The organism is Desulfurivibrio alkaliphilus AHT 2, assembly GCF_000092205.1.
Taxonomy (GTDB): Bacteria; Desulfobacterota; Desulfobulbia; order Desulfobulbales; family Desulfurivibrionaceae; genus Desulfurivibrio; species Desulfurivibrio alkaliphilus.
In genome coordinates, this window is record NC_014216.1 from 2700293 (window position 1) to 2718704 (window position 18412).

The 18412-nt window shown below is 62.6% G+C and carries 14 protein-coding genes; 3 read left to right on the forward strand and 11 right to left on the reverse strand.

The window, feature by feature from the left end; genetic code table 11:
• Window positions 1–107: 107 nt before the first annotated feature.
• The 3 genes from dprA to dnaG form a co-directional block, all read right to left on the reverse strand.
• Window positions 108–1253, reverse strand: a complete 1146-nt coding sequence (gene dprA / locus DAAHT2_RS11775; RefSeq protein ID WP_013164498.1) for a DNA-processing protein DprA — start codon at window positions 1251–1253, stop codon at window positions 108–110.
• Window positions 1240–2907 (reverse strand): RNA polymerase sigma factor RpoD, encoded by a 1668-nt coding sequence (gene rpoD / locus DAAHT2_RS15290; RefSeq protein ID WP_013164499.1) that lies wholly within the window; start codon window positions 2905–2907, stop codon window positions 1240–1242. Before rpoD ends, dprA begins: the two co-directional genes overlap by 14 nt.
• Window positions 2908–3034: 127 nt before the next feature.
• Complete coding sequence (gene dnaG, locus DAAHT2_RS11785; RefSeq protein WP_013164500.1) at window positions 3035–4813, reverse strand: DNA primase; 1779 nt, start codon at window positions 4811–4813, stop codon at window positions 3035–3037.
• A gap of 360 nt (window positions 4814–5173) precedes the next feature.
• On the opposite strand from dnaG, the gene DAAHT2_RS11790 reads away from it, so the two are divergent.
• Together DAAHT2_RS11790 and DAAHT2_RS11795 are read left to right on the forward strand one after the other, a co-directional pair.
• Window positions 5174–6139: a calcium/sodium antiporter gene (locus DAAHT2_RS11790; protein WP_013164501.1), complete on the forward strand. Its 966-nt coding sequence runs from the start codon at window positions 5174–5176 to the stop codon at window positions 6137–6139.
• Between the two features lie 152 nt (window positions 6140–6291).
• On the forward strand, window positions 6292–8583 hold the full coding sequence (locus DAAHT2_RS11795) for a bifunctional aldolase/short-chain dehydrogenase (RefSeq protein ID WP_013164502.1): 2292 nt from the start codon (window positions 6292–6294) through the stop codon (window positions 8581–8583).
• Window positions 8584–8954: 371 nt separating this feature from the next.
• Here the strand turns inward: DAAHT2_RS11795 and DAAHT2_RS11800 are convergent, their stop codons facing one another.
• The 5 genes from DAAHT2_RS11800 to DAAHT2_RS11815 all read right to left on the reverse strand — a co-directional run bounded on the left by DAAHT2_RS11800 (window position 8955) and on the right by DAAHT2_RS11815 (window position 12049).
• Window positions 8955–9410: an SH3 domain-containing protein gene (locus DAAHT2_RS11800; RefSeq protein ID WP_013164503.1), complete on the reverse strand. Its 456-nt coding sequence runs from the start codon at window positions 9408–9410 to the stop codon at window positions 8955–8957.
• 65 nt (window positions 9411–9475) lie between these two features.
• Window positions 9476–10375 carry a 4Fe-4S binding protein gene (locus tag DAAHT2_RS11805; protein WP_013164504.1) on the reverse strand — a complete coding sequence of 300 codons (900 nt, stop codon included), beginning with the start codon at window positions 10373–10375 and terminating at the stop codon, window positions 9476–9478.
• 4 nt (window positions 10376–10379) lie between these two features.
• Window positions 10380–10556 carry a CD1871A family CXXC motif-containing protein gene (locus DAAHT2_RS14835; protein ID WP_013164505.1) on the reverse strand — a complete coding sequence of 59 codons (177 nt, stop codon included), beginning with the start codon at window positions 10554–10556 and terminating at the stop codon, window positions 10380–10382.
• A 30-nt stretch (window positions 10557–10586) separates the two neighbouring features.
• Window positions 10587–10970 carry a PilZ domain-containing protein gene (locus DAAHT2_RS11810; protein WP_013164506.1) on the reverse strand — a complete coding sequence of 128 codons (384 nt, stop codon included), beginning with the start codon at window positions 10968–10970 and terminating at the stop codon, window positions 10587–10589.
• 65 nt (window positions 10971–11035) lie between these two features.
• Window positions 11036–12049, reverse strand: coding sequence for a hypothetical protein (locus DAAHT2_RS11815; RefSeq protein ID WP_013164507.1), 1014 nt, complete (start codon window positions 12047–12049; stop codon window positions 11036–11038).
• Window positions 12050–12113: 64 nt separating this feature from the next.
• Between DAAHT2_RS11815 and DAAHT2_RS11820 the strand changes: the two genes are divergently transcribed.
• On the forward strand, window positions 12114–12926 hold the full coding sequence (locus DAAHT2_RS11820; protein ID WP_013164508.1) for a prepilin peptidase: 813 nt from the start codon (window positions 12114–12116) through the stop codon (window positions 12924–12926).
• 9 nt (window positions 12927–12935) lie between these two features.
• On the opposite strand, the gene DAAHT2_RS11825 is transcribed toward DAAHT2_RS11820, so the two are convergent.
• The 3 genes from DAAHT2_RS11825 to DAAHT2_RS11835 form a co-directional block, all read right to left on the reverse strand.
• A complete protein-coding gene (locus tag DAAHT2_RS11825) occupies window positions 12936–14825 on the reverse strand; it encodes a DUF389 domain-containing protein (RefSeq protein ID WP_013164509.1) in 1890 nt (629 codons plus the stop codon).
• 82 nt (window positions 14826–14907) lie between these two features.
• Window positions 14908–16896, reverse strand: coding sequence for a tRNA uridine-5-carboxymethylaminomethyl(34) synthesis enzyme MnmG (gene mnmG / locus DAAHT2_RS11830; protein WP_013164510.1), 1989 nt, complete (start codon window positions 16894–16896; stop codon window positions 14908–14910).
• Window positions 16897–16907: 11 nt separating this feature from the next.
• Complete coding sequence (locus DAAHT2_RS11835; protein ID WP_013164511.1) at window positions 16908–18410, reverse strand: TrkH family potassium uptake protein; 1503 nt, start codon at window positions 18408–18410, stop codon at window positions 16908–16910.
• Between the last annotated feature and the right edge of the window lie 2 nt (window positions 18411–18412).

The window sequence follows — 18412 nt, forward strand, 5'->3', positions numbered from 1 at the left end:
TAAGCGAACAGCCGTGCCGCAGGTTCGGGCAAGCAGCCAGGCGCAGCGTACCCCCTGTACGTAAGCCTGGCTGATCGCCCGAAGATGCGGTGCGGCTGTTCGCTTACTCAGGTTTTACGGTACTGGGGGCCGGGTTCGCTCTCGATCAGCCCCTGCAACTCCAGTTCCAGCAGCACCGCGTTGACCTGCCGGGCCGCCATTCCGGCCTGAGTGATGATCTCTTCGATGGCCTTGGGGTAGTCGTCCAATACCGCCAGCACGGTGGCGGCCTCATTGGTAAGCGGCGGCCCCGCAAGGAGATCGCTGCCGGCGCCCTGCCGGCCGCCTGGTGCAGTGGCGGCGCCGGCGGCCGGTTGTGCTGGCCGGCTGGTACCCAGTTCCTCCAGGATGTCTTCCACCCCGTGGACCAGCTTGGCCCCTTCTTTGATCAGGCGGTGGCAGCCTTCGCTTTTGTTACTGTCTGCCCGGCCCGGTACGGCAAAGACCTCCCGCCCCAGTTCCATGGCCATTTCTGCGGTGATCAGGGAGCCGCTGCGGCGGGCCGCTTCAATCACCGCCGTACCGGCGCTCATCCCGCTGATAATGCGGTTTCTGGCCGGAAAACGAAAAGGTTCCGGCCTGGTGCCCGGTGGATATTCGCTCAGGAGCATACCTGTTGCGGCGATCTTTGCAAAAAGTTTTTTGTTCTGGGGCGGATAAACAACATCCAGGCCGCAGCCCAGCACCGCCACCGTTCGGCCGCCGGGGGTGTCGAGGGCGCCCTGGTGGGCGGCGCTGTCGATCCCCAGAGCCCCGCCGCTGACCACGGTGAACCCGGCGGCGGCCAGCTCACCGGCCAGTCTGGCCGCCATTTTCAGCCCGTAAACCGAGGCGGCCCGGGCCCCGACCAGGGCCAGGGCCGGTTGGGCCAGGGCGTTGGGGTCTCCGTGGCCGTATAAAATCAGCGGCGGGTCGCTGGTTTCGTTGAGCAGAGCGGGATAAAGGGGGTGGTCCCGGGGCAGGCAGTGCAGGCCGGCGTGGCGGGCGGCCGCCAGTTCCCGGCGGGCGGCGGCCAGTCCGTCGCGTTTGATCAGGGCTTGAGCGATGGCCGGGCGCAGGCCCAGGGCCTGGAGTTCGTTGGGGCTGGCGGCAAAGAGCTGTTCAATACTACCGGTGGCCTCGAGCAGCCGGTTGGCGCCGGCCGGCCCCAGGCCCGGCGTGTGGGCCAGGGTCAGCCAGCGGAGCAGCGGAATGTCTGGCTCAGTCGTCGTCATAAAAGGGTGAAAGGATGCTTTTGCGGGTGGGGTGCTTTAGTTTTTTCAGGGCTTTGGCCTCAATCTGGCGAATTCGTTCCCGGGTAACGGAAAAGTTTTCTCCCACCTCCTCCAGGGTCAGGTCGGTGGCGGTGTCGATCCCGAAGCGCAGCCGCAGAACCATCTCTTCGCGAGGGGTCAGGGTTTTCAGTACCCGGGCCAGATTGTCCTGCAGGCTGTCGTAAATGGTAGCCTCGTCGGGGGAGGTGGAGTCGGCATCTTCAATGAAGTCGGAGAGAAAACTGTCTTCCCCGCTGCCCACCGGGGTGTCCAGCGACAACGGCTCTTTGGCGATCTTGAGAATGCTTTTGACCTTGGCGATGTCCACCCCCAGGTGTTCGGCCATTTCCTCCGGAGTTGGTTCCCGGCCGTGCTGGCGCTGGTATTCCTTGGCCCCTTTGAGCATGCGGTTGATGGTGTCGATCATGTGGACCGGGATCCGGATGGTCCGGCCCTGGTCGGCAATGGCCCGGGTCACCGCCTGGCGGATCCACCAGGTGGCGTAGGTGCTGAATTTGTAGCCCCGGCGATACTCGAATTTTTCCACCGCCTTCATCAGGCCGATGTTGCCCTCCTGGACCAGATCCAGTAATTGCAAACCGCGGCCGGCATATTTTTTGGCCACACTGACCACCAGCCGCAGGTTGCTCTGCACCAGCCGGTTTTTGGCCTCACGGCTGATCTCCTCACCCAAGCTGATCTGCGCCAGCAGAGCGCTCAGCTCCTGACGATCAAGGCCGTACTGCTCCAGGCAGGTAAAGTGCCACTCCTGCAAAGCCGCGTCCTGATCCTGGCCGCCAGGCTTTGGGCCGATCAGCTTGGATTCCAGTTCCCGTAAGAGCCGAACCATGGCCTGCAGGTGTTTGGCGCTGAAGCGGTCGTCGGCAAACAGGGCGGCTTGGGCCTTGCGGTTGCGGTCGATGCGGCTCTGCTGCCGGCGTTCCTGGGCTCCTTCGTTGCTGCCGGCGGCGTTGAGCTGGTCCCGGCGCAGGGCCGTGGTTTCTCGGGCCAGGCGGAGGGCTTCTTCGATCCGCCAGAGAAAGTTTTTTTGTTTTTCTTCGTGGGTCTCTTTGTCCAGCTCGTCCAGGCCCCGGACGATATCGCTGAGCATCCGGTTGCCGTGCTGTATTTTTTTGGCGATTTCATCAAGGTAAGCCAGGGCCGGCGGGGCAATGACCAGGGCGTCTTGGATGGTCCGTTCCCCCCTTTCGATTTCCTTGGCCACCGCCACCTCTTCTTCCGAGGAGAGCAGGGCCACGGCGCCCATTTCCTGGAGATAAACCTTGACCGGATCGACCTGGTCGGTGGCGGATTCCCCCGGCCAGAAGTAAGGGTCGCCGACCTCGTCGTCACCATCGTCGTCATTGTCGGCGCGGTAGTTGCCCGGCAAATCGGCCCCGGCGGAGGTGTCGTCATCCTCGCTCACGGTCTTTCGGCCAAGGGGCAGGGGGGGGGCATCGTTGTCCGGCAGCAGCCAGTCGGAATCATCGCCCAGCTCTTCCTGCTCACGCATTTTCCGGTCCAGGGCCTCCGGGGAGCTGTTTTTGCCCCGTTTACCATTTACTCGGGCGGAGTCGGCGGTGAAACCGTTGGTGGTTTTTTTCTTGCCACTCATAACATGCTACTCCTTGAGATATGTGTAAGCGTTCAACAGTGCCGCAGGTTTGGCCTTGCAGCCAGGCGCAGCGTACATCAGTACGTAAGCCTGGCTGATCGCCCGAAGATGCGGTGCGGCTGAACGCTTACTGCAGGGCTTGTTTCTGCTGCATCAACTCCAGCAGCCGCTGTTGGTCGCCGCTCTGGTAGGCGGCGTTGATTTCCCGGTTAAGCTGGTCGGCGGTTTTTTTACGCTGGTTGCGTTTTAGCCATTGCATAAGCTGCTGGGAACTCTCTTCCCGGTGTTCATCGGGGTAAAAGGTGCCGCCCTGAATCAGCAGGCGCGCCACCAGCGGCTTGAAGCTGCCCTCGGCCAGGTTGAGTAGATTTTCCGGGGTGCGGACAAAATCGTTGCCGGCCTCGAGCATCAGCTCCAGCAACCGGTGGGCGGCGGGGCTGGTAATGACCTCCTGCAGCCCGGCTTCCATGAAGTCCGGCAGGTGAGAACCATGCAGGAAAAGGAAGGCAAACAGTTTTTCCTCGTTGGCTTCCAGCCGGGCGGTTGCCTCCTGGTCGCCTTCTTCCGGGGGCTGGCGGCGAACCTGGGGCCGGCGGGCGATGCTCTGGCAGAACTGGTCGCCGGAGATCCCCAGCCGCTCGCTGAAGTGTGCAATAAAGCGGGTACGCAGCAGCATCTGGTCATCCAGGCTGTGCACGATGGGGGCAAGCTCTTCGATGATCCGGTTTTTGCCGTCCACCCCCAGGCCGTGCCGGGCCACCAGTTCGGTAAAGACGAACTCCGGCAGGGAAACGGCGGCGACGGTCAGTTGCCGCAATCCGTCGGGGCCGTGGTGGCGGACAAAGGTGTCCGGGTCGTGGCCTTCCGGCAGCATGGCCACCCGGCCGGTGAGCTTGGCGGCCAAAAACAGCGGGATGGCCCGCATGGCCGCCTTGAGCCCGGCGGCGTCGCCGTCGAACAGCAGGACCGCCTCGTCGGCATACCCCCGGAGGATCCGCAGGTGTTCCGTGGTCAGGGCGGTGCCCAGGGGGGCGACCACCTCGGAGATTTCGTGGGCCGCCAGGGCCAGCAGATCGAAGTTGCCTTCCACCAGCAGGCAGCTTTTGGCCTTGCGAATGGCCTCGCGATGCTGGTAAAGCCCGAACAGGATACGGCTTTTGTCGAATACCGGGGTTTCCGGAGTGTTTAGATATTTGGGCTCACCCTGGCCGAGAATGCGGCCGCCAAAACCGCAAACCCGGCCGGTAAGGTCGGTGATGGGAAAAATTATTCGGTTACGGAAGCGGTCGTAGTAGCCGCGGGCGGAATGGCCGTCGGGGGCGTTTTTTTTGGCCGCCAACAGACCGGCCTCGGCGGCCAGTTCCGGCGAGAGCCGCTCTTTTTTGAGCTGATTGAAGAGGAAATCCCAGCTGTCCGGGGCAAAGCCCAGTTGAAAGCGCTGGATGATTTCCCCGGCCATGCCCCGTTGGGCCAGGTAGTCGCGGGCCGCGGCGGCGGCCGGGCTGTGCAGCAGGTAGTGGTGGTAAAGTTCGGCGGCCCGGGCGTTGACGGCGTAAAGATTTTCCCGCCGGCGGGCTTCCTCCTGCTGCTGCGGCGTCAGGGTGTTTTCCGCCAGGGGAATCCGGTAACGGTCGGCCAGTTGCCTTAAGGCTTCGGGAAAGCTGAGCCGGTGGTAGAGCATGAGAAAGCTGAAGACATCACCGCCTTCGCCGCAGCCGAAACAGTGGAAACTGCCGCGGTCGGGGCTGACCATGAAGGAGGGTGTTTTCTCGGCATGGAAAGGGCACAGGCCCTTGAGATTGGCTCCCGAGCGCTGCAGGCTGACATGCTCACCGATAATTTCGGCAATATCCGCCGCTTCCTTAATCCGCCGAACGACTTCCTGGCGTGTCTGCTCTGCCGCCATAAACTCACTTCCCCTCAGGTAACCGCCCAGTGCTGCTGGACGGTTACGGCCCGCTACGCCCGCAGGGTACAGGCCATGGTAAACGGTTACGCTATCGTTAACAGTCCGCTGGAAAACGGGCTGTCAGCAAGTCAGGGCCGGCAAACGTCGTACCGGTACAAGCTTTTCCCACAAGCTCCTTCGCCCCAATCTAACTGGTTAAACTGAACCCGGTTTTCCACCGCTGTCAAGGGAAAAGGCTTTACCGGGGCCGGTGGGCCTGGTACTTTTGGTCCTGTTTGCCGCCCCCCGCTCAAGGCCCATAACTGCTCGTAGAAAATGCCAGGGCTGGTTTTTTCTGCGGACCGATAAGGAAATGTGATGACGGAAACCACCCTGCTCTGGCCCCTGTTGATTCTGCTGAGTGGCTTGCTGCTGCTTTGGGGAGGAGGGGAGTTGCTGGTCGGCGGGGCACGCCGGCTGGCCCGGCTGTGGGGGATGTCGCCTTTGCTGATCGGCCTGACCGTGGTAGCTTTCGGGACTTCCCTGCCGGAGTTGTTCGTTAGTCTGGCCGCGAGCTGGCGAGGGCATCCAGAGATCATGCTGGGTAATGTGGTCGGCAGCAATATTGCCAATATTGGTTTGATCCTGGCCCTGGTTCTGCTGCTGGTGCCGCTGCGCCTTGCCTTCCGGACGGTGGTGCTGGAATTGGGTCTGCTGCACCTGGCTACGGCATTGCTGCTGGCCCTGGCCTTTTACGGTTTTTTCCCCCGCCCGGTCGGGCTCCTGTTTGTCGGGGCGCTGATATTTTATACCTCTTGGGCTTATCGTGGCAGTAACCGTGCCGGCAAGGAAGCGGCGCTGCAGCAGGACCCCGAAATTCAAACCAAGCCGGGGGGCGGTGGGGCGGTCGCGCTGGCCCTGTTGCTGGTGTTGGGTGGATTGGCGGCCCTGGCCGGGGGGGCGGAACTTTTCATCCAGGGCGCAGTGGCGGTCGCTTCCTATTTTGGGGTTGCCGAGCTGGTGATCGGCCTGACCCTGGCCGCCATTGGGACATCGTTGCCGGAACTGGCCACCTGTCTGGTGGCCGTGCGTCATCGCCAGGATGCTCTGGTGGTGGGTAACATCATCGGCAGCAATTTGTTCAACCTCCTGATGGTGCTGGGAGTCACCGCCAGCCTGATGCCCTTTGCCCTGCCGCCGGTGCTGCTGGCCCGCGACCTGCCGGTGATGCTGGCCTTTTCTTTGCTGCTTCTGGTCATGCTCTATCTGCGGGAGCGCTTGAGTCGTGGGCTGGGGGTTGTCCTGCTGGCAACCTATCTGCTCTACATCGTGAGTCTGGTTTGAATGTGTTTTACGGGGGGCTTGGTGTACAACATGAAATTTCCGTGCAGCCCCCACCCCCTGGCCACAACCAACTATGGTAAAGCCTTTCGGGACTTCCCGTGAACGTTGCGCCCCTTTTTATTGAGTAATATCTATTGCTAAGGAATGAGCCGATGAAAAACCTTTACGATCATCTTGAGGCCCGGGAGTTTGTGGCTGCCCGTTCTGATTGTTCCGAAGCGCTGGCCCTGCGGGTTTATACCTCGCGGCTGATCGGCCGTGAACCGGAACTGGTGCTGCATGGCGGCGGCAACACCTCGGTTAAGGCGGTGGTTCCCAATATCCTGGGCGAGGAGATGGAAGTGCTCTACATCAAGGGCAGCGGCTGGGATCTGGCCACCATCGAGGCGGCCGGTTTTCCCGGCCTGGATCTGGCCTGGCTGCGTCGTCTGCGGGTGCTTGAGCGCTTGAGCGATGAGGAGATGGTCAACCAGTTCCGTACCCACCTGCTGGATGCCGCCGCCCCGGGGCCGTCCATTGAAACCCTGGTGCATGCCTTTCTGCCCCACCGTTTCATTGATCACACCCACGCCGACGCCATTGTCACCCTGACCAACCGCCATCAGCCGGAAAAGCTGTTGCGGGAGGCTTTGGGCGACCGGATCGCCATCCTGCCCTTTATCATGCCGGGCTTTCCTCTGGCCAAGGCCATGGCCGCCGCCTATGAGGAAAACCCGCAGATTGAAGCGATTATTTTGCTCAACCACGGGATTTTCACCTTTGCCGACGAGGCCGAGACCGCCTACGGCCGGATGATCGATTACGTCAGCCGGGCCGAAAATTTTTTGACCAAGGTGGCCCAAGAATGGAGCGCCAGGGGAGAAGATCTTAAGGCACTTGGTCATGGCACCGGGGTGGGGGCCGCCAACTCCGGTAGCGGCTCATTCTCGGCGGACCTGCGGCCCGCCTCCGAGGCGTCGGCTGCCGCCGACGAACCCGCCGCTACCGGAGTTGGCGGCCCCCGTCCAGGCGCGGATGTGACGGGTGCCCGGGAGGGCGTCAACGCCTCTGGCGCCGAAGTCCTGGCTTCGCCTCCGCCGCCTGCTCCGGTGGAACTGCTGCCCCTGCTGCGGGGTGCCCTGAACCGCGGCCTGGAAGACCAACGCTTGTGCTTCAGCCTGGACTGGCGGCGGGATACCGACCTGCAGGCGGCCCTGGCCCGGCCCGACGGCCGTGAGCTGTTCACCGGCGGGGTATTGACCCCCGATCATGTGATCCGCACCAAGAACTACCCGCTGTGGCTGGATTTTGCCGGGGCGTCCGACGAAGCGGCCCGGAACGCTTACCTGAAACGGGCCCTGGCTGACTATGCTGCCGCTTACCAGGGCTATTTTGAGGAGCAGTGCGCCGCCGGGAAGGTGCAAAAACAGCGGCTGGATCTGCTGCCCCGGGTGATTATGGTCCCCGGCCTGGGCCTGATCGGGGCCGGCACCAGCCCGGCGGCGGCCCGGATCGCCGCCGATATCGCCACCCATACGGTGCGGGCCAAGCTGCGGGGTGCGGCCTTGGGGCAATACCGGGAACTGGAGCCGGCCTCGATCTTTGCCATGGAGTACTGGAGCCTGGAACAGGCCAAGCTGGGCAAGGGCAGCCCAAGGCTGCTGGAGGGCAGAACAGCCTTGGTTACCGGCGGTGGCGGGGCCATGGCCCTGGGCATTGCCGATCGCCTGCTGGCCGCCGGCGCCCGGGTCCTGCTGGCCGATATTCAACCGGAGCGCCTGCAACTGGTGGTCGACAAATTACAGCGGCGCTTTGCCCCGGAACTGGTGCAGGGACTAAAGTTTGACGTCACCGACCCGGAGTCGGTGCGCGCCGGGTTTGCGCAGTTGGTGGGGCAGACCGGAGGCCTGGACATCTTGGTGCCCAACGCCGGGATTGCCCAAGTGGCCAGGCTGGAGGAACTGTCGGCGGAGGGTTTCCGCCGGGTGATGGCGGTCAATGCCGACGGGGTGCTGCTGACCATCCGGGAGGCGGCGAAAATTTTCCGGCGTCAAAATTGCGGCGGCCAGATCGTCATCAACAGCTCCAAAAATGTCTTCGATCCCGGTGCCGCTTTCGGGGCTTACAGCGCCTCCAAGGCGGCGGCGCACCAGCTGGGGAAAATCGCCGCCCTGGAACTGGCGGAAATCGGGGTGCGGGTCAACATGATCAACGCCGATGCGGTTTTCGACGCCGACGGGGTTTCCTCCGGGCTCTGGGACCTGGTGGGGCCGGAGCGGATGCAGGCCCGCAACCTGGACCCGGAAGGCCTGCGGGCCTATTACCGCCAGCGCAACCTGCTGAAAACCGAGGTCAAAGCTGAAGATGTGGGCAACGCCGTGGTCTTCTTCGCCGCCGGCCAGACCCCCACCACCGGCGCCACCCTGCCGGTGGATGGCGGCATACCCGCCGCTTTTCCCCGGTAAAAGCCGGTAAAAGTCCGTAAGCACCGCATCTTCGGGCGATCGCCCCGACTTGCGTACCTGGGGTACGCGGCGCCGGGGCGCTTGCCCGAACCTGCGGCACTTACGAACTTTTACCTCGTTGCCTGGTGGGTGTTTTGGATGATGCTGTTAAGGAGGAGGGAGTAGAAGACCAGCCGGTCAACCGGGGGCCAATCAATCGGGAAACGGGACCAATCACCTAGGCATTATCCCTGCCGGGACAACACGGGTAAACGGGTCGCAGTGCCGCAGGTTGCGGCAAGCGGACCGGCGCCGCGTACCCCGGGTACGCAAGCCGGGCCGATCGCCGCAAGATGCGGTGCTGCGGCCCGTTTACCCTGCGGCCCGTTTACCTACCAGCCCCATAGGAGGTCGCGTGACATCCAGCCGGTGAGCCCGTTTTCGTGGCGCACTTTTACCCAGCCGCTGCCCCGTTCCATGGTCTGCAGGACCACCCCGTAGCGGGCCTGACCCACCAGCCGGTAGCGAGTGCCGGGGCCGCTGCGGATGTTGGCCACCGGTACCTTGACCACCAGGTGCGGGGTCCGCCCCACCAGCGGTTGGTAAACCCAGCCTTCGTCGCCTTCAAAATCGCGCACTTTCATCCAGTTGCCCTGGCGTCCGATGACCATCAGGGGGTAGCCTTTGCCCAATTCCCACAGGATGGAGTGGTTGGTGCCGGGACCGCTGCGCATGTTGATTTTGGGGCGGTCGACGCTGACCATTTCAATGGCCTGGGCCGCGGTGACCAGGCCGAGCAAGAACAGGACAGCGAAAAAAAGGCTCAAGGCAGTGCGTTTACCGATCATGGTCATACCTGTTTTTGGGGTTTTCATGGTCGCGGTTGCCGTCTTTTGGTTGGTGTTACTGGTTGCTATGGCTTACGGGCGTCAGCGGCAGCGGGCCGGGGGCTGCGAGAGCCCACCGTTACCCCGCCGATCTCCAGCGAAATGGCGTCAAATTCGCAGGCTTTGTCCATGCAGGCCAGGCAGGTGATGCACTCGGCATCGTCCGGTGACTCGTTGAACTTGACCCCCATGGGGCAAACCTGGTGGCAGGCCTTGCAGTTGGTGCAGCGGGAGCGGTCAAGTTGCAACCTGACCAGCCGCACTTTGGCAAACAGGGCGTAAAAGGCGCCCAACGGACAGGTGGTCCGACAGAAAGGCCTGCTCGCGTAAACCGCCCATATTATGAACATAACCATAATAAATAATTTATTCAAGAAAAGAAGGCCCGCCGCCTGGCGCAGGCTGGGCTGCATGATCAACATGGGGATTCCGGCGGTCAGGGTTCCGGCCGGGCATATGTATTTGCAAAACCAGGTGTCGCCGCTGCCGAACTGGTTAACCACCAAAAGGGGCAGCAGGATCACGAAAAAGAGCAGAAAGCCGTACTTGAGGTAACGCATAAAGTAAGGAATGCCGAACTTGCGGCTGGGGATCTTGTAAAGCAAATCCTGAATCAAGCCAAAAGGGCAGAGCCAACCGCAGACCGCCCGGCCCAGCACGCCCCCCATCACCCCCATGAAGCCGGCGACATAAAGGCCGATGTAAAGCTGCCCGCTTTCCAGGGTGTGGCGCACGCCGGCAAAGAGTTGCTGCAGGGCGCCGATGGGGCAGGAGGTGGTGGCGGCCGGGCAGGAGTAGCAGTTAAGGCCCGGAGCGCAGAGCACCTTCAGCGGCCCCTGGTAGATGGTACGGGTAACCGGGAATTCCCAGTAGCCGTTGACCAGCAGGGTGGACAACACCTGAACCCAGCGACGTATCCTTTCCATTCCCTCAACCCACTCCGATACAGCTCAGGCAAACCTGGATGGCCTGCTCCAGGACCCGCCGGGGCTCGCCGGCGGCAATGCCGACGATACCCATGAGCATGAAAACCAGGATCACCACAAAGGGGGCATGGCGGATTTCGGTGCGGTTCTTTTTACTTTTACGGCTTTGTCGGGCGGGCATGAGTAGACTCCGGGAAACAAAACTGGTTGCTCAGACGATGGTATCCGGTTTTTCCAGTTGGCGGGAAAACTCTTCCTCCACCTGGTCCGGATCGCCAAGGTTGTAGGCGATGATGTTTTTCAAATGATAAAAGCTGTCCAGATCCATGGCAAAGAGACGCAGGGCCAGGCCGTTTTGTTCCACCCGAACCACCTCGCCCTTCATTTGCAGGCGCAGGTTGCTGGTACTACCGGTAAGATAAAGTTCCACCCGGCACTGTTCGCCCACCTGATGGCCGTTGATACCCTCCACCGACACCCCCTTCAGGCTGAGGTCGGAGGTTTGGCAATGCTCGTAAGTATGATGGTCAAAGCGCAGGGTGGCGGTGGCCTGAAAAGGGACCCGGCTGTTATGACGACGGTTGGCGGTGGTCATGGCCTTATCCTCCCGGTCTGGTTTGTTGGGCGTCACTCCCGGCAGCTTGCGGGGGGCAAAAAAAGTCAGTCCCGCTCGGGCATGGTCAGAAAACCCTCCCGCTCCAGCAGGGCGCGGGGGTTGAGCAAAGGGTAAGAGGCGTCGTCATCGGTGGTGCCCAGGCCGGCGATATCGCCGTTGGCGGCCGCCTGAAAACGCTTCAAGGTCAGCGGCTTGCTGCCGGCCAGGCGAACCGGGATCACTCCGTGCCACTGGCCGTGGCTGAGGACCAGCAGGTGGTCGGCGTTTTCCGGCGGCAGCGGCGGCAGGCCCCCGCCTCTGGGCAGGATAAGGGGAAGTTTGAGTTTTTTCAAGCGGCCGGCGGGGATTTTGCTCAACGGGCCGTGAAAAAGCCTGGGCAGCCGGCGGAACAGGCGACTGAAATCTTTCAATGACACTTCGGTGGCCGCCAGCAGGGCCTGGCGCTCACTGGGCTTGATGGGAGCCAGCCGGGCAACGGCTTTGCCGACTACCAGCAGCGGAAACTCGCCGATTTTGATCAGTCGACAACTCTCGCCGGGGATCGGGGCATAGCGGTGGGGCCGGTTGCTGCCCGCTGCCCCGGCTGCATTCGAGGCGGGGGCAACGGTGGGGCGGCTGGCTTTGCTGGCCGGGGGATTGGTGTTTGCCGGTGGGCGGTCTTGGGATGGAGTTGCCGCCCGGTTGGCCGGTTGCGGGCTCCGGCGCTCTTGTAACTGATTTTTCAGGCCGGTGAAGCGTTTGTACATGCGCCGCCCCAACTCTTCTTCCCGTTCGGGGTCGAACTTGCCTTCTTCGTAAATATTGACCACATGGGCCAGGGTTTCCTTGAGGAAGTCCAGGCATTCGGGATCTGCCACGGCCTGCCGCTTGCGCATGTAAAGGACCACCCCTTCTGCCATACCCAGCAAGGCCAGGATGTTTTTGCGCGATTTAAAACGCTGTTTCAAGCAGGCGCAGGCCTCCAGCAGCGGTTCGCTGCGCCGCTGGGGCAGGCGCTGATCCTGGGAGATGATCTCTGCCTTGAAGATTCGAATGGATTCGTCGATGGAAATGGCCATGGCGGTGAAACCTTCAGTGTTGAAGAGCTTTTTTGCTGCATCTTAACCGGTTCCGATATACCATATGCCGATGGAATATCACATCCCTTATTACCTGCTTATCGCCATGGTCATGGTTCTGGGGGCGGTGGTGGGCAGCTTTTTGAACGTGGTTATCCTGCGCCTGCCGGCCAGTATGCTGGGAGCGAAGGAGACCATTGTCTGGCCGGCCTCCCGTTGTCCCCGGTGTAAAAATCCTCTGGCCTGGTACGACAATATTCCGCTTGTCAGCTTTATGCTGCTCCGTCGGCGCTGCCGGGCCTGCCAGGCAAAAATCTCCTGGCGCTACCCCCTGGTGGAGGCGGCCATGGCCGGCCTGGCGCTGGCTCTGCTGCTGCGCCTGGGGCTGACGTTGGACTGGCTGATTTACTTTATCTTTTCCGCCGCGCTGCTGGCTATCCTTTTTATCGACCTCGATCATCAACTGATCCCCGATGTCATCAGCCTGCCCGGCATTGTGCTGGGTTTTGCCGCTTCTTTTGTGTTGAGCGGCGTTACCTGGGTTGATGCCGGCCTGGGCATCTTGCTGGGCGGTGGCTCCTTTTACCTGGTGGCCCTGGGTTACCGGCTGGCCACCGGACGCGACGGTATGGGCGGCGGCGATATCAAGCTGCTGGCCATGTTGGGGGCTTTTCTGGGCTGGCAGTCCCTGCCTTTTATTATTCTGGCCAGCTCACTGCTGGGGCTGGTGGTGGGCATCGGGGCCATGATCCGCCAAGGCAAGGGCGGCCGCAGCGTGATCCCTTTCGGCCCCTTCCTGGTGGTTGCCGCCTGGCTCTGGCTCTTCTTTCCCGCCTGGATCGATGAGCTCTGGCACCTGCTTTTCCTGCCGCAATGAGGACAGGAGCTAGCGCACAATACTCATGGTCGCCTCCAGGACAATCGGCCGGCCGATGCGGTTTTCGATTGCGGTTTTGACCTCCTCCAGTTGCCCGTCACTGATGGTTCCCGCCGAGATCAGCCGTAAGCTAAGGTGCAGCGGTTCGCCTGGCCGGATCCGCACTTCACGGATGGTTACCTCTTGCAGGGTTAGTCCCTCCAGTTGACTGACCAGAGTCTGCTCTTCCTTCATGCCCATAAAGCCCAGCAGTAAGGGAATACTGATCAGCGTTACCGCTGCCATGGTAATCAGCAGCCCTCGCCTGGCGCGATGAAAAGGCGCGTAGCCAAGGGTAAGAAAGGTAAGCCCGGCGGCCAGCACAATTCCGGCCAGGTTGGTCAGGAAGAGCAGCGAGGCGCCCCAAAGTACCGACCAGTCCCCCCAGCCGATACCGATGCCGGCCACCGCCAGCGGCGGTACCAGGGCCACGGCGATGGCCACCCCGGCCAGGCTGCGGGCCACTTCCGCCCGGGCATGGGCATAGGCCCCGGCAATGCCGGAGATGATCGCCACGCCCAAATCGAGCAGGGTGGGGGTCAGGCGGGCCCCGATTTCGGTGGTGACCACCTTCAGTGGCAGCAAGGCAGCCAGCAGGGCAGCGCAGCCAAGCCCCAGAACCACCCCCAGGGCCAGGGTCCGGGCGCTGCCGGCCAGCAGCGCCGTGTCTTGGCGTGCCACCCCCATGGCCAAAGAAATGATGGGAGCCATGAGCGGGGCCAGAATCATGGCCCCGATGATCACCGGGGGCGAGTTGGCAAAAAGACCGATGGTCGCCAGCAGGGTGGAAAGCACCATCAGGGTGAGATAAGCCGGGGTGGCCAAGGCGTTTTGCCGCAGGGCCTGGTACAGCTCCTTGAAATCTTCGGTGGCGGCATGGGGCAGGATGGGCAGGGATTTGGCCAGCAGCGCGGTACGGGCCTCGCCGGTGGGCAGCCCCTGGATGCGAAATCTTTCCTTGCCGGGGGGGACGGCCCGGTCGATGGTAAGATGGCGGCCGGGCAGCAACCGCAGCGCCTTGGGCACCGTTTCGCAGACCAGTTTTTTCTGGCTCAGGGAAAGGCCGTCCTGCTGATAATCGATGGCTGTGGGAGCGCTGATTTCCAGCGTACCGGTTTTGATATGGCCGGCAAAAGGCGGGAATTGGCTGCCGCGGTGAAAACCCAGCAGGCCGCCCAGCAGGTGGCGGAGCAGGCCCAGCAGGCTGCGGGGGGCCAGTATCATGGCATGCATCATGCCGTCATTGATGTTGCTGTCCGGCAGGAGGTTGCGAGTCAGCAGGCTGCTGCGGGTGTGTTCCACCAGCAGTACCCCCAGGGCGGCGGTATGCAGGGTTTTGCCCAGGGCGGTTTTAAAGGTGTATGGCTTTAGGTACAGGGTGGTCAGCCGCTTCAGGTTGCCAAAGAACTTGGTCAGTCGGGCGGAAAAACCCGCCACATGGCTGCCCGGCGCCAGATCGAAAACCTCGCCCAGGACCACCGACTGCAGTACCGGTCGGCCGTTGACCAGCAACAGGTCCACCCAGCGCTCTTCCCCGGTGAAGATATCGGCAACCGCTTCCGGCAGGTTGGCTGCAATCCCAAACCCCGCCTTGGCCCGGTTCAACTCCGGGTGCGGCAGCAAAGCCAGTCGCCAGCCCTGTTCCATGGCCAGGGGCAACACCATGGCCAGTTCCCGATCCCCCAGGTAGCAGACCACGGTGGTTTCACCTTCCGGCCAGAGCGGCGGTTTGCCCGCCTTGTATGGCACCGCCTCCAACGGCCGGTCCCCGAACAGCGGCAGCAGCCTTTGGCTTACCTGCTCTTGGCGTTGCGGGTCGTAAAGCAGTTTCAGGTTGTGGTAATGGTGTTCTTTGGCCATGGCGCCTCCCTGGCTCAATGCTTGTGGCCGCGACCGTCTACCCCTGGCGTCAGCCGGTGCTGATCTGCACCGAAGCTGTTGGTTAAGCGGTCCTCTTTTTGAGCTGCACCTGCAGGATGCTGATGGCCGCCGGGGTGATGCCCGAGATGCGGGCCGCCTGGCCCAGGGTGCGGGGGCGGACCCGTTCCAGTTTTTCCGCCACTTCCAGGCTCAGGCCCGGCATGCCGGCATATTGCAGATCATCGGGCAGGCGCTGGGACTCCAGCTTGCGGAAGCGCTGCACCTGTTCCTGCTGGCGGGCGATGTAACCGGCGTATTTCAATTCCAGTTCCACCTCCTGGCGGATGTGGCGGGAAAAATAGGTGGGTTGTTGTGCTTCGCCATGGCCGGCGGGGGCAATGGCGGGGTCAATAGCGGGAGCGGGGGCGGCAAGCGTTCCAGCGGCAAGTGGTTGGGCGGCCGGGAGCGCCCCGCTTTCTCCGGCCAGGGCCAGCACCGTGTCGATGTTCAACTCCGGCCGGCGGAGCAGTTCCGCCAGGCTGATGGGCTGGCGCAGGGGGGAGCTTGGCAACTCCGCAAGTTGCCGGTTCACCTCCGGGGTGGGGTGGAGCCGGGTCTGTTCCAGTTGTTGTTTTAGCAAGGCCATATTTTCCCGTTTGCGGCGGAAAAAACGGTAGCGTGGCTCATCCAGCAGGCCGATCTGGTGGCCGATTTCACAGAGGCGGAAATCGGCGTTGTCTTCCCGCAGCAGCAGCCGGTATTCGGCCCGGGAGGTGAAGAGTCGGTAGGGTTCTTTGGTGCCCTTGGTCACCAAGTCGTCGATCAGCACCCCGATGTAGGCCTGGGAACGGTCCAGCACCACCGGTTCGAGCCCGCCCAGCTGGCGCACCGCGTTGATGCCGGCCATCAGCCCCTGGGCCGCCGCCTCTTCGTAGCCCGAGGTGCCGTTGATCTGGCCGGCCAGGAAAAGGTGCTCCAGGCGTTTGCATTCCAGCCAGGGGTGCAGCTCCAGCGGGTCGACGTAATCGTATTCGATGGCATACCCCGGCCGGATCATCCGCGCCCGCTCCAGCCCCGGCACACTGCGGATCATGGCATGCTGCACTTCCAGCGGCAGGCTGGTGGAAAGACCGTTGGGGTAAACCTCCAGGGTGTCCAGCCCTTCCGGTTCAAGAAAAATCTGGTGGCGCTCCTTTTCCGGGAAGCGGATAATCTTGTCCTCCACCGAGGGGCAGTAGCGGGCCCCCACCCCCTGGATGACTCCGGTGAACAGCGGCGACTGGCCGCAACCGGCGCGGATGATCTCGTGGGTGGCGGCGGTGGTGTAGGTGATGTGACACGGCACCTGGGGCAGGGGCGGCTTCTGCCCGACGTTGGCAAAGGAAAAGAGCTGGGGCGGGTCATCGCCGGGCTGGCTTTCCAGCTGCCGGTAATCGATACTGCCGCCGTTGAGGCGCGGCGGAGTGCCGGTTTTCATCCTCCCCATGGCAAAGCCCAGCGCCTTGAGGTGGCCAGGCAGAGAAAGGGAAGGCGGGTCGCCCAGGCGACCGGCGGGAAAATGCTTGAGCCCGATATGGATCAGGCCATTGAGGAAAGTACCGGTGGTGATGATCACCGCCCCGGCCAGCAACCTTTCCCCCAGGGAGGTTTCCACCCCGCAGACCCGCGAGCGGCCGTGGCTGGTATCGATGAGCAGTTGATCGGCGGTGGCCTGGCGCAGTTCCAGGTTGGGCTGTGCTTCGATGACCTTTTTCATCCGCTGCGGGTAAAGGCGACGGTCGGCCTGGGCCCGCGACGAGCGTACCGCCGGCCCCCGGCTGGTGTTGAGCTGGCGGAACTGGATGCCGGTGGCGTCGATATTGCGAGCCATCTCCCCGCCCAGGGCGTCGATCTCCCGCACCAGGTGCCCCTTGGCCAGACCGCCCACCGCCGGATTGCAGCTTAAAGCGGCGATGGTGTCGGCATTCATCACCAGTAGCGCGGTGCGGCAGCCCAGCCGGGCCGCCGCCAGGGCCGCCTCGCAGCCGGCATGACCGGCTCCGACCACGATGATATCGTAATGTTCTTTCATCAACTTCCCCGTCAACTTCCCGTTCCCGCCGCTTGTTTACGGCTGAAAAGGCGTATTTCCGGGCGGCGGGCGGTGCGCCAGAAGGCGGGGGTCAGCAGGACGATCACCGTGTAGAGCTCCAGGCGGCCGGCCAGCATGCAGAAGGTGAGGACCACCTTGGCCAGGGCCGGCAGCTCGGCAAAGCCGTGGGCCGGACCCACCAAATGCAGCCCCGGGCCGATATTGTTCAGGGTGGCGATCACCGCCGTGGTGCCGGTGACCAGGTCCACCCCCAGGGCGGTGACCACCAGGGTGGCAATCAAAAAGATCATGAAGTAAAGGGCGAAAAACCCCAGCACCGCGGTCATTACCTCCCGGGGCACCCGGTGCCCGCCCAGCTTGATGATGCTCACCGTCTGGGGGTGGATCAGGCTGCGCAACTGCAGCCGGACATACTTGAAAAAAAGCAAAAAACGCACGGTCTTGATACTGCCGGCAGTGGAGCCGGCCATGCCCCCCACCAGCATCAACCCCACCAGGATCAACTGCGAAGAGGAGGGCCAGAGGGTGAAATCGGCGGTGCCGAAACCCGAGGTGGTGAGGATGGAGACAGTCTGAAAGGAGGCGTAGCGCAAGGAGCCGGCCAGATTTTCGTAAAGATTGAAGTGGTAGTTGAAAAAGGTAATCAGCAGGGTGGCGCCCACCGCCAGCCCCAGGAACAGCCGGAATTCCTCGCTGTGCCAGTAGGTGCTCAGCCGCCCCCGTAGCACGTGGTGGTGCATGGCGAAGTTGATGCCGCCGATGAACATGAAGATGATCACCACCACCTCCACGTAGAGGGAGTTGAAATGGCCCACACTGTCGTTATAGGGCGAAAAACCGGCGGTGGAGATGGTGCAGAAGGCCTGGGTGACGGCGTCGTAAAAGCTCAGGCCACCCAAGAGCAGCAGGGCGATGAGCAGGATGGTGAACAGCAGGTAGACGGTCCACAAAATCCGGGCCGTATCCTGGATGCGGGGGGTCAGCCGATCCTTGGTGGGGCCGGTCATCTCGGCCTGAAAAAGCTGCATACCGCCGATTCCCAGCAGCGGCAGGATGGCCAGCGAGAGGACGATGATCCCCATCCCCCCCAGCCACTGGGTGGTGGCCCGCCAGAAGAGCAGGCTGGGGGCCAGGGCCTCGATGTCGGTGAGGATGGTGGAGCCGGTGGTGGTAAAGCCGCTCATGGACTCGAACAGGGCGTCGATGAACGATGGCACTTGGGCGGAAAGCTGGTAGGGCAGCGAGCCCAGCAGGGCCATGCCCAGCCAGCAGACGGTAACCACCGCGAAACCATCACGCAGGCTCAGTTCCTTGATGGGCTTGAACAGCAGGATCAGCGCCGCCCCGGCCCCGGCCCCGATGGCGGCGCAGAGCAGAAAAATATCCATCAGCCCGTCGTCGTAGTAGGCGCTGACCGGAATGGGGGTCAGCAGAAACAGGGAGATCAGCAGCAGCAACTTCCCTAAAATATTTAATACGCCACCGGTATGCATCG

Coding starts and splice junctions, on each gene's coding strand:
- dprA (WP_013164498.1), bottom strand. CDS start 1,253: ATGACGACGACTGAGCCAGACATTCCGCTGCTCCGCTGGCTGACCCTG.
- rpoD (WP_013164499.1), bottom strand. CDS start 2,907: ATGAGTGGCAAGAAAAAAACCACCAACGGTTTCACCGCCGACTCCGCC.
- dnaG (WP_013164500.1), bottom strand. CDS start 4,813: ATGGCGGCAGAGCAGACACGCCAGGAAGTCGTTCGGCGGATTAAGGAA.
- DAAHT2_RS11790 (WP_013164501.1), top strand. CDS start 5,174: ATGACGGAAACCACCCTGCTCTGGCCCCTGTTGATTCTGCTGAGTGGC.
- DAAHT2_RS11795 (WP_013164502.1), top strand. CDS start 6,292: ATGAAAAACCTTTACGATCATCTTGAGGCCCGGGAGTTTGTGGCTGCC.
- DAAHT2_RS11800 (WP_013164503.1), bottom strand. CDS start 9,410: ATGATCGGTAAACGCACTGCCTTGAGCCTTTTTTTCGCTGTCCTGTTC.
- DAAHT2_RS11805 (WP_013164504.1), bottom strand. CDS start 10,375: ATGGAAAGGATACGTCGCTGGGTTCAGGTGTTGTCCACCCTGCTGGTC.
- DAAHT2_RS14835 (WP_013164505.1), bottom strand. CDS start 10,556: ATGCCCGCCCGACAAAGCCGTAAAAGTAAAAAGAACCGCACCGAAATC.
- DAAHT2_RS11810 (WP_013164506.1), bottom strand. CDS start 10,970: ATGACCACCGCCAACCGTCGTCATAACAGCCGGGTCCCTTTTCAGGCC.
- DAAHT2_RS11815 (WP_013164507.1), bottom strand. CDS start 12,049: ATGGCCATTTCCATCGACGAATCCATTCGAATCTTCAAGGCAGAGATC.
- DAAHT2_RS11820 (WP_013164508.1), top strand. CDS start 12,114: ATGCCGATGGAATATCACATCCCTTATTACCTGCTTATCGCCATGGTC.
- DAAHT2_RS11825 (WP_013164509.1), bottom strand. CDS start 14,825: ATGGCCAAAGAACACCATTACCACAACCTGAAACTGCTTTACGACCCG.
- mnmG (WP_013164510.1), bottom strand. CDS start 16,896: ATGAAAGAACATTACGATATCATCGTGGTCGGAGCCGGTCATGCCGGC.
- DAAHT2_RS11835 (WP_013164511.1), bottom strand. CDS start 18,410: ATGCATACCGGTGGCGTATTAAATATTTTAGGGAAGTTGCTGCTGCTG.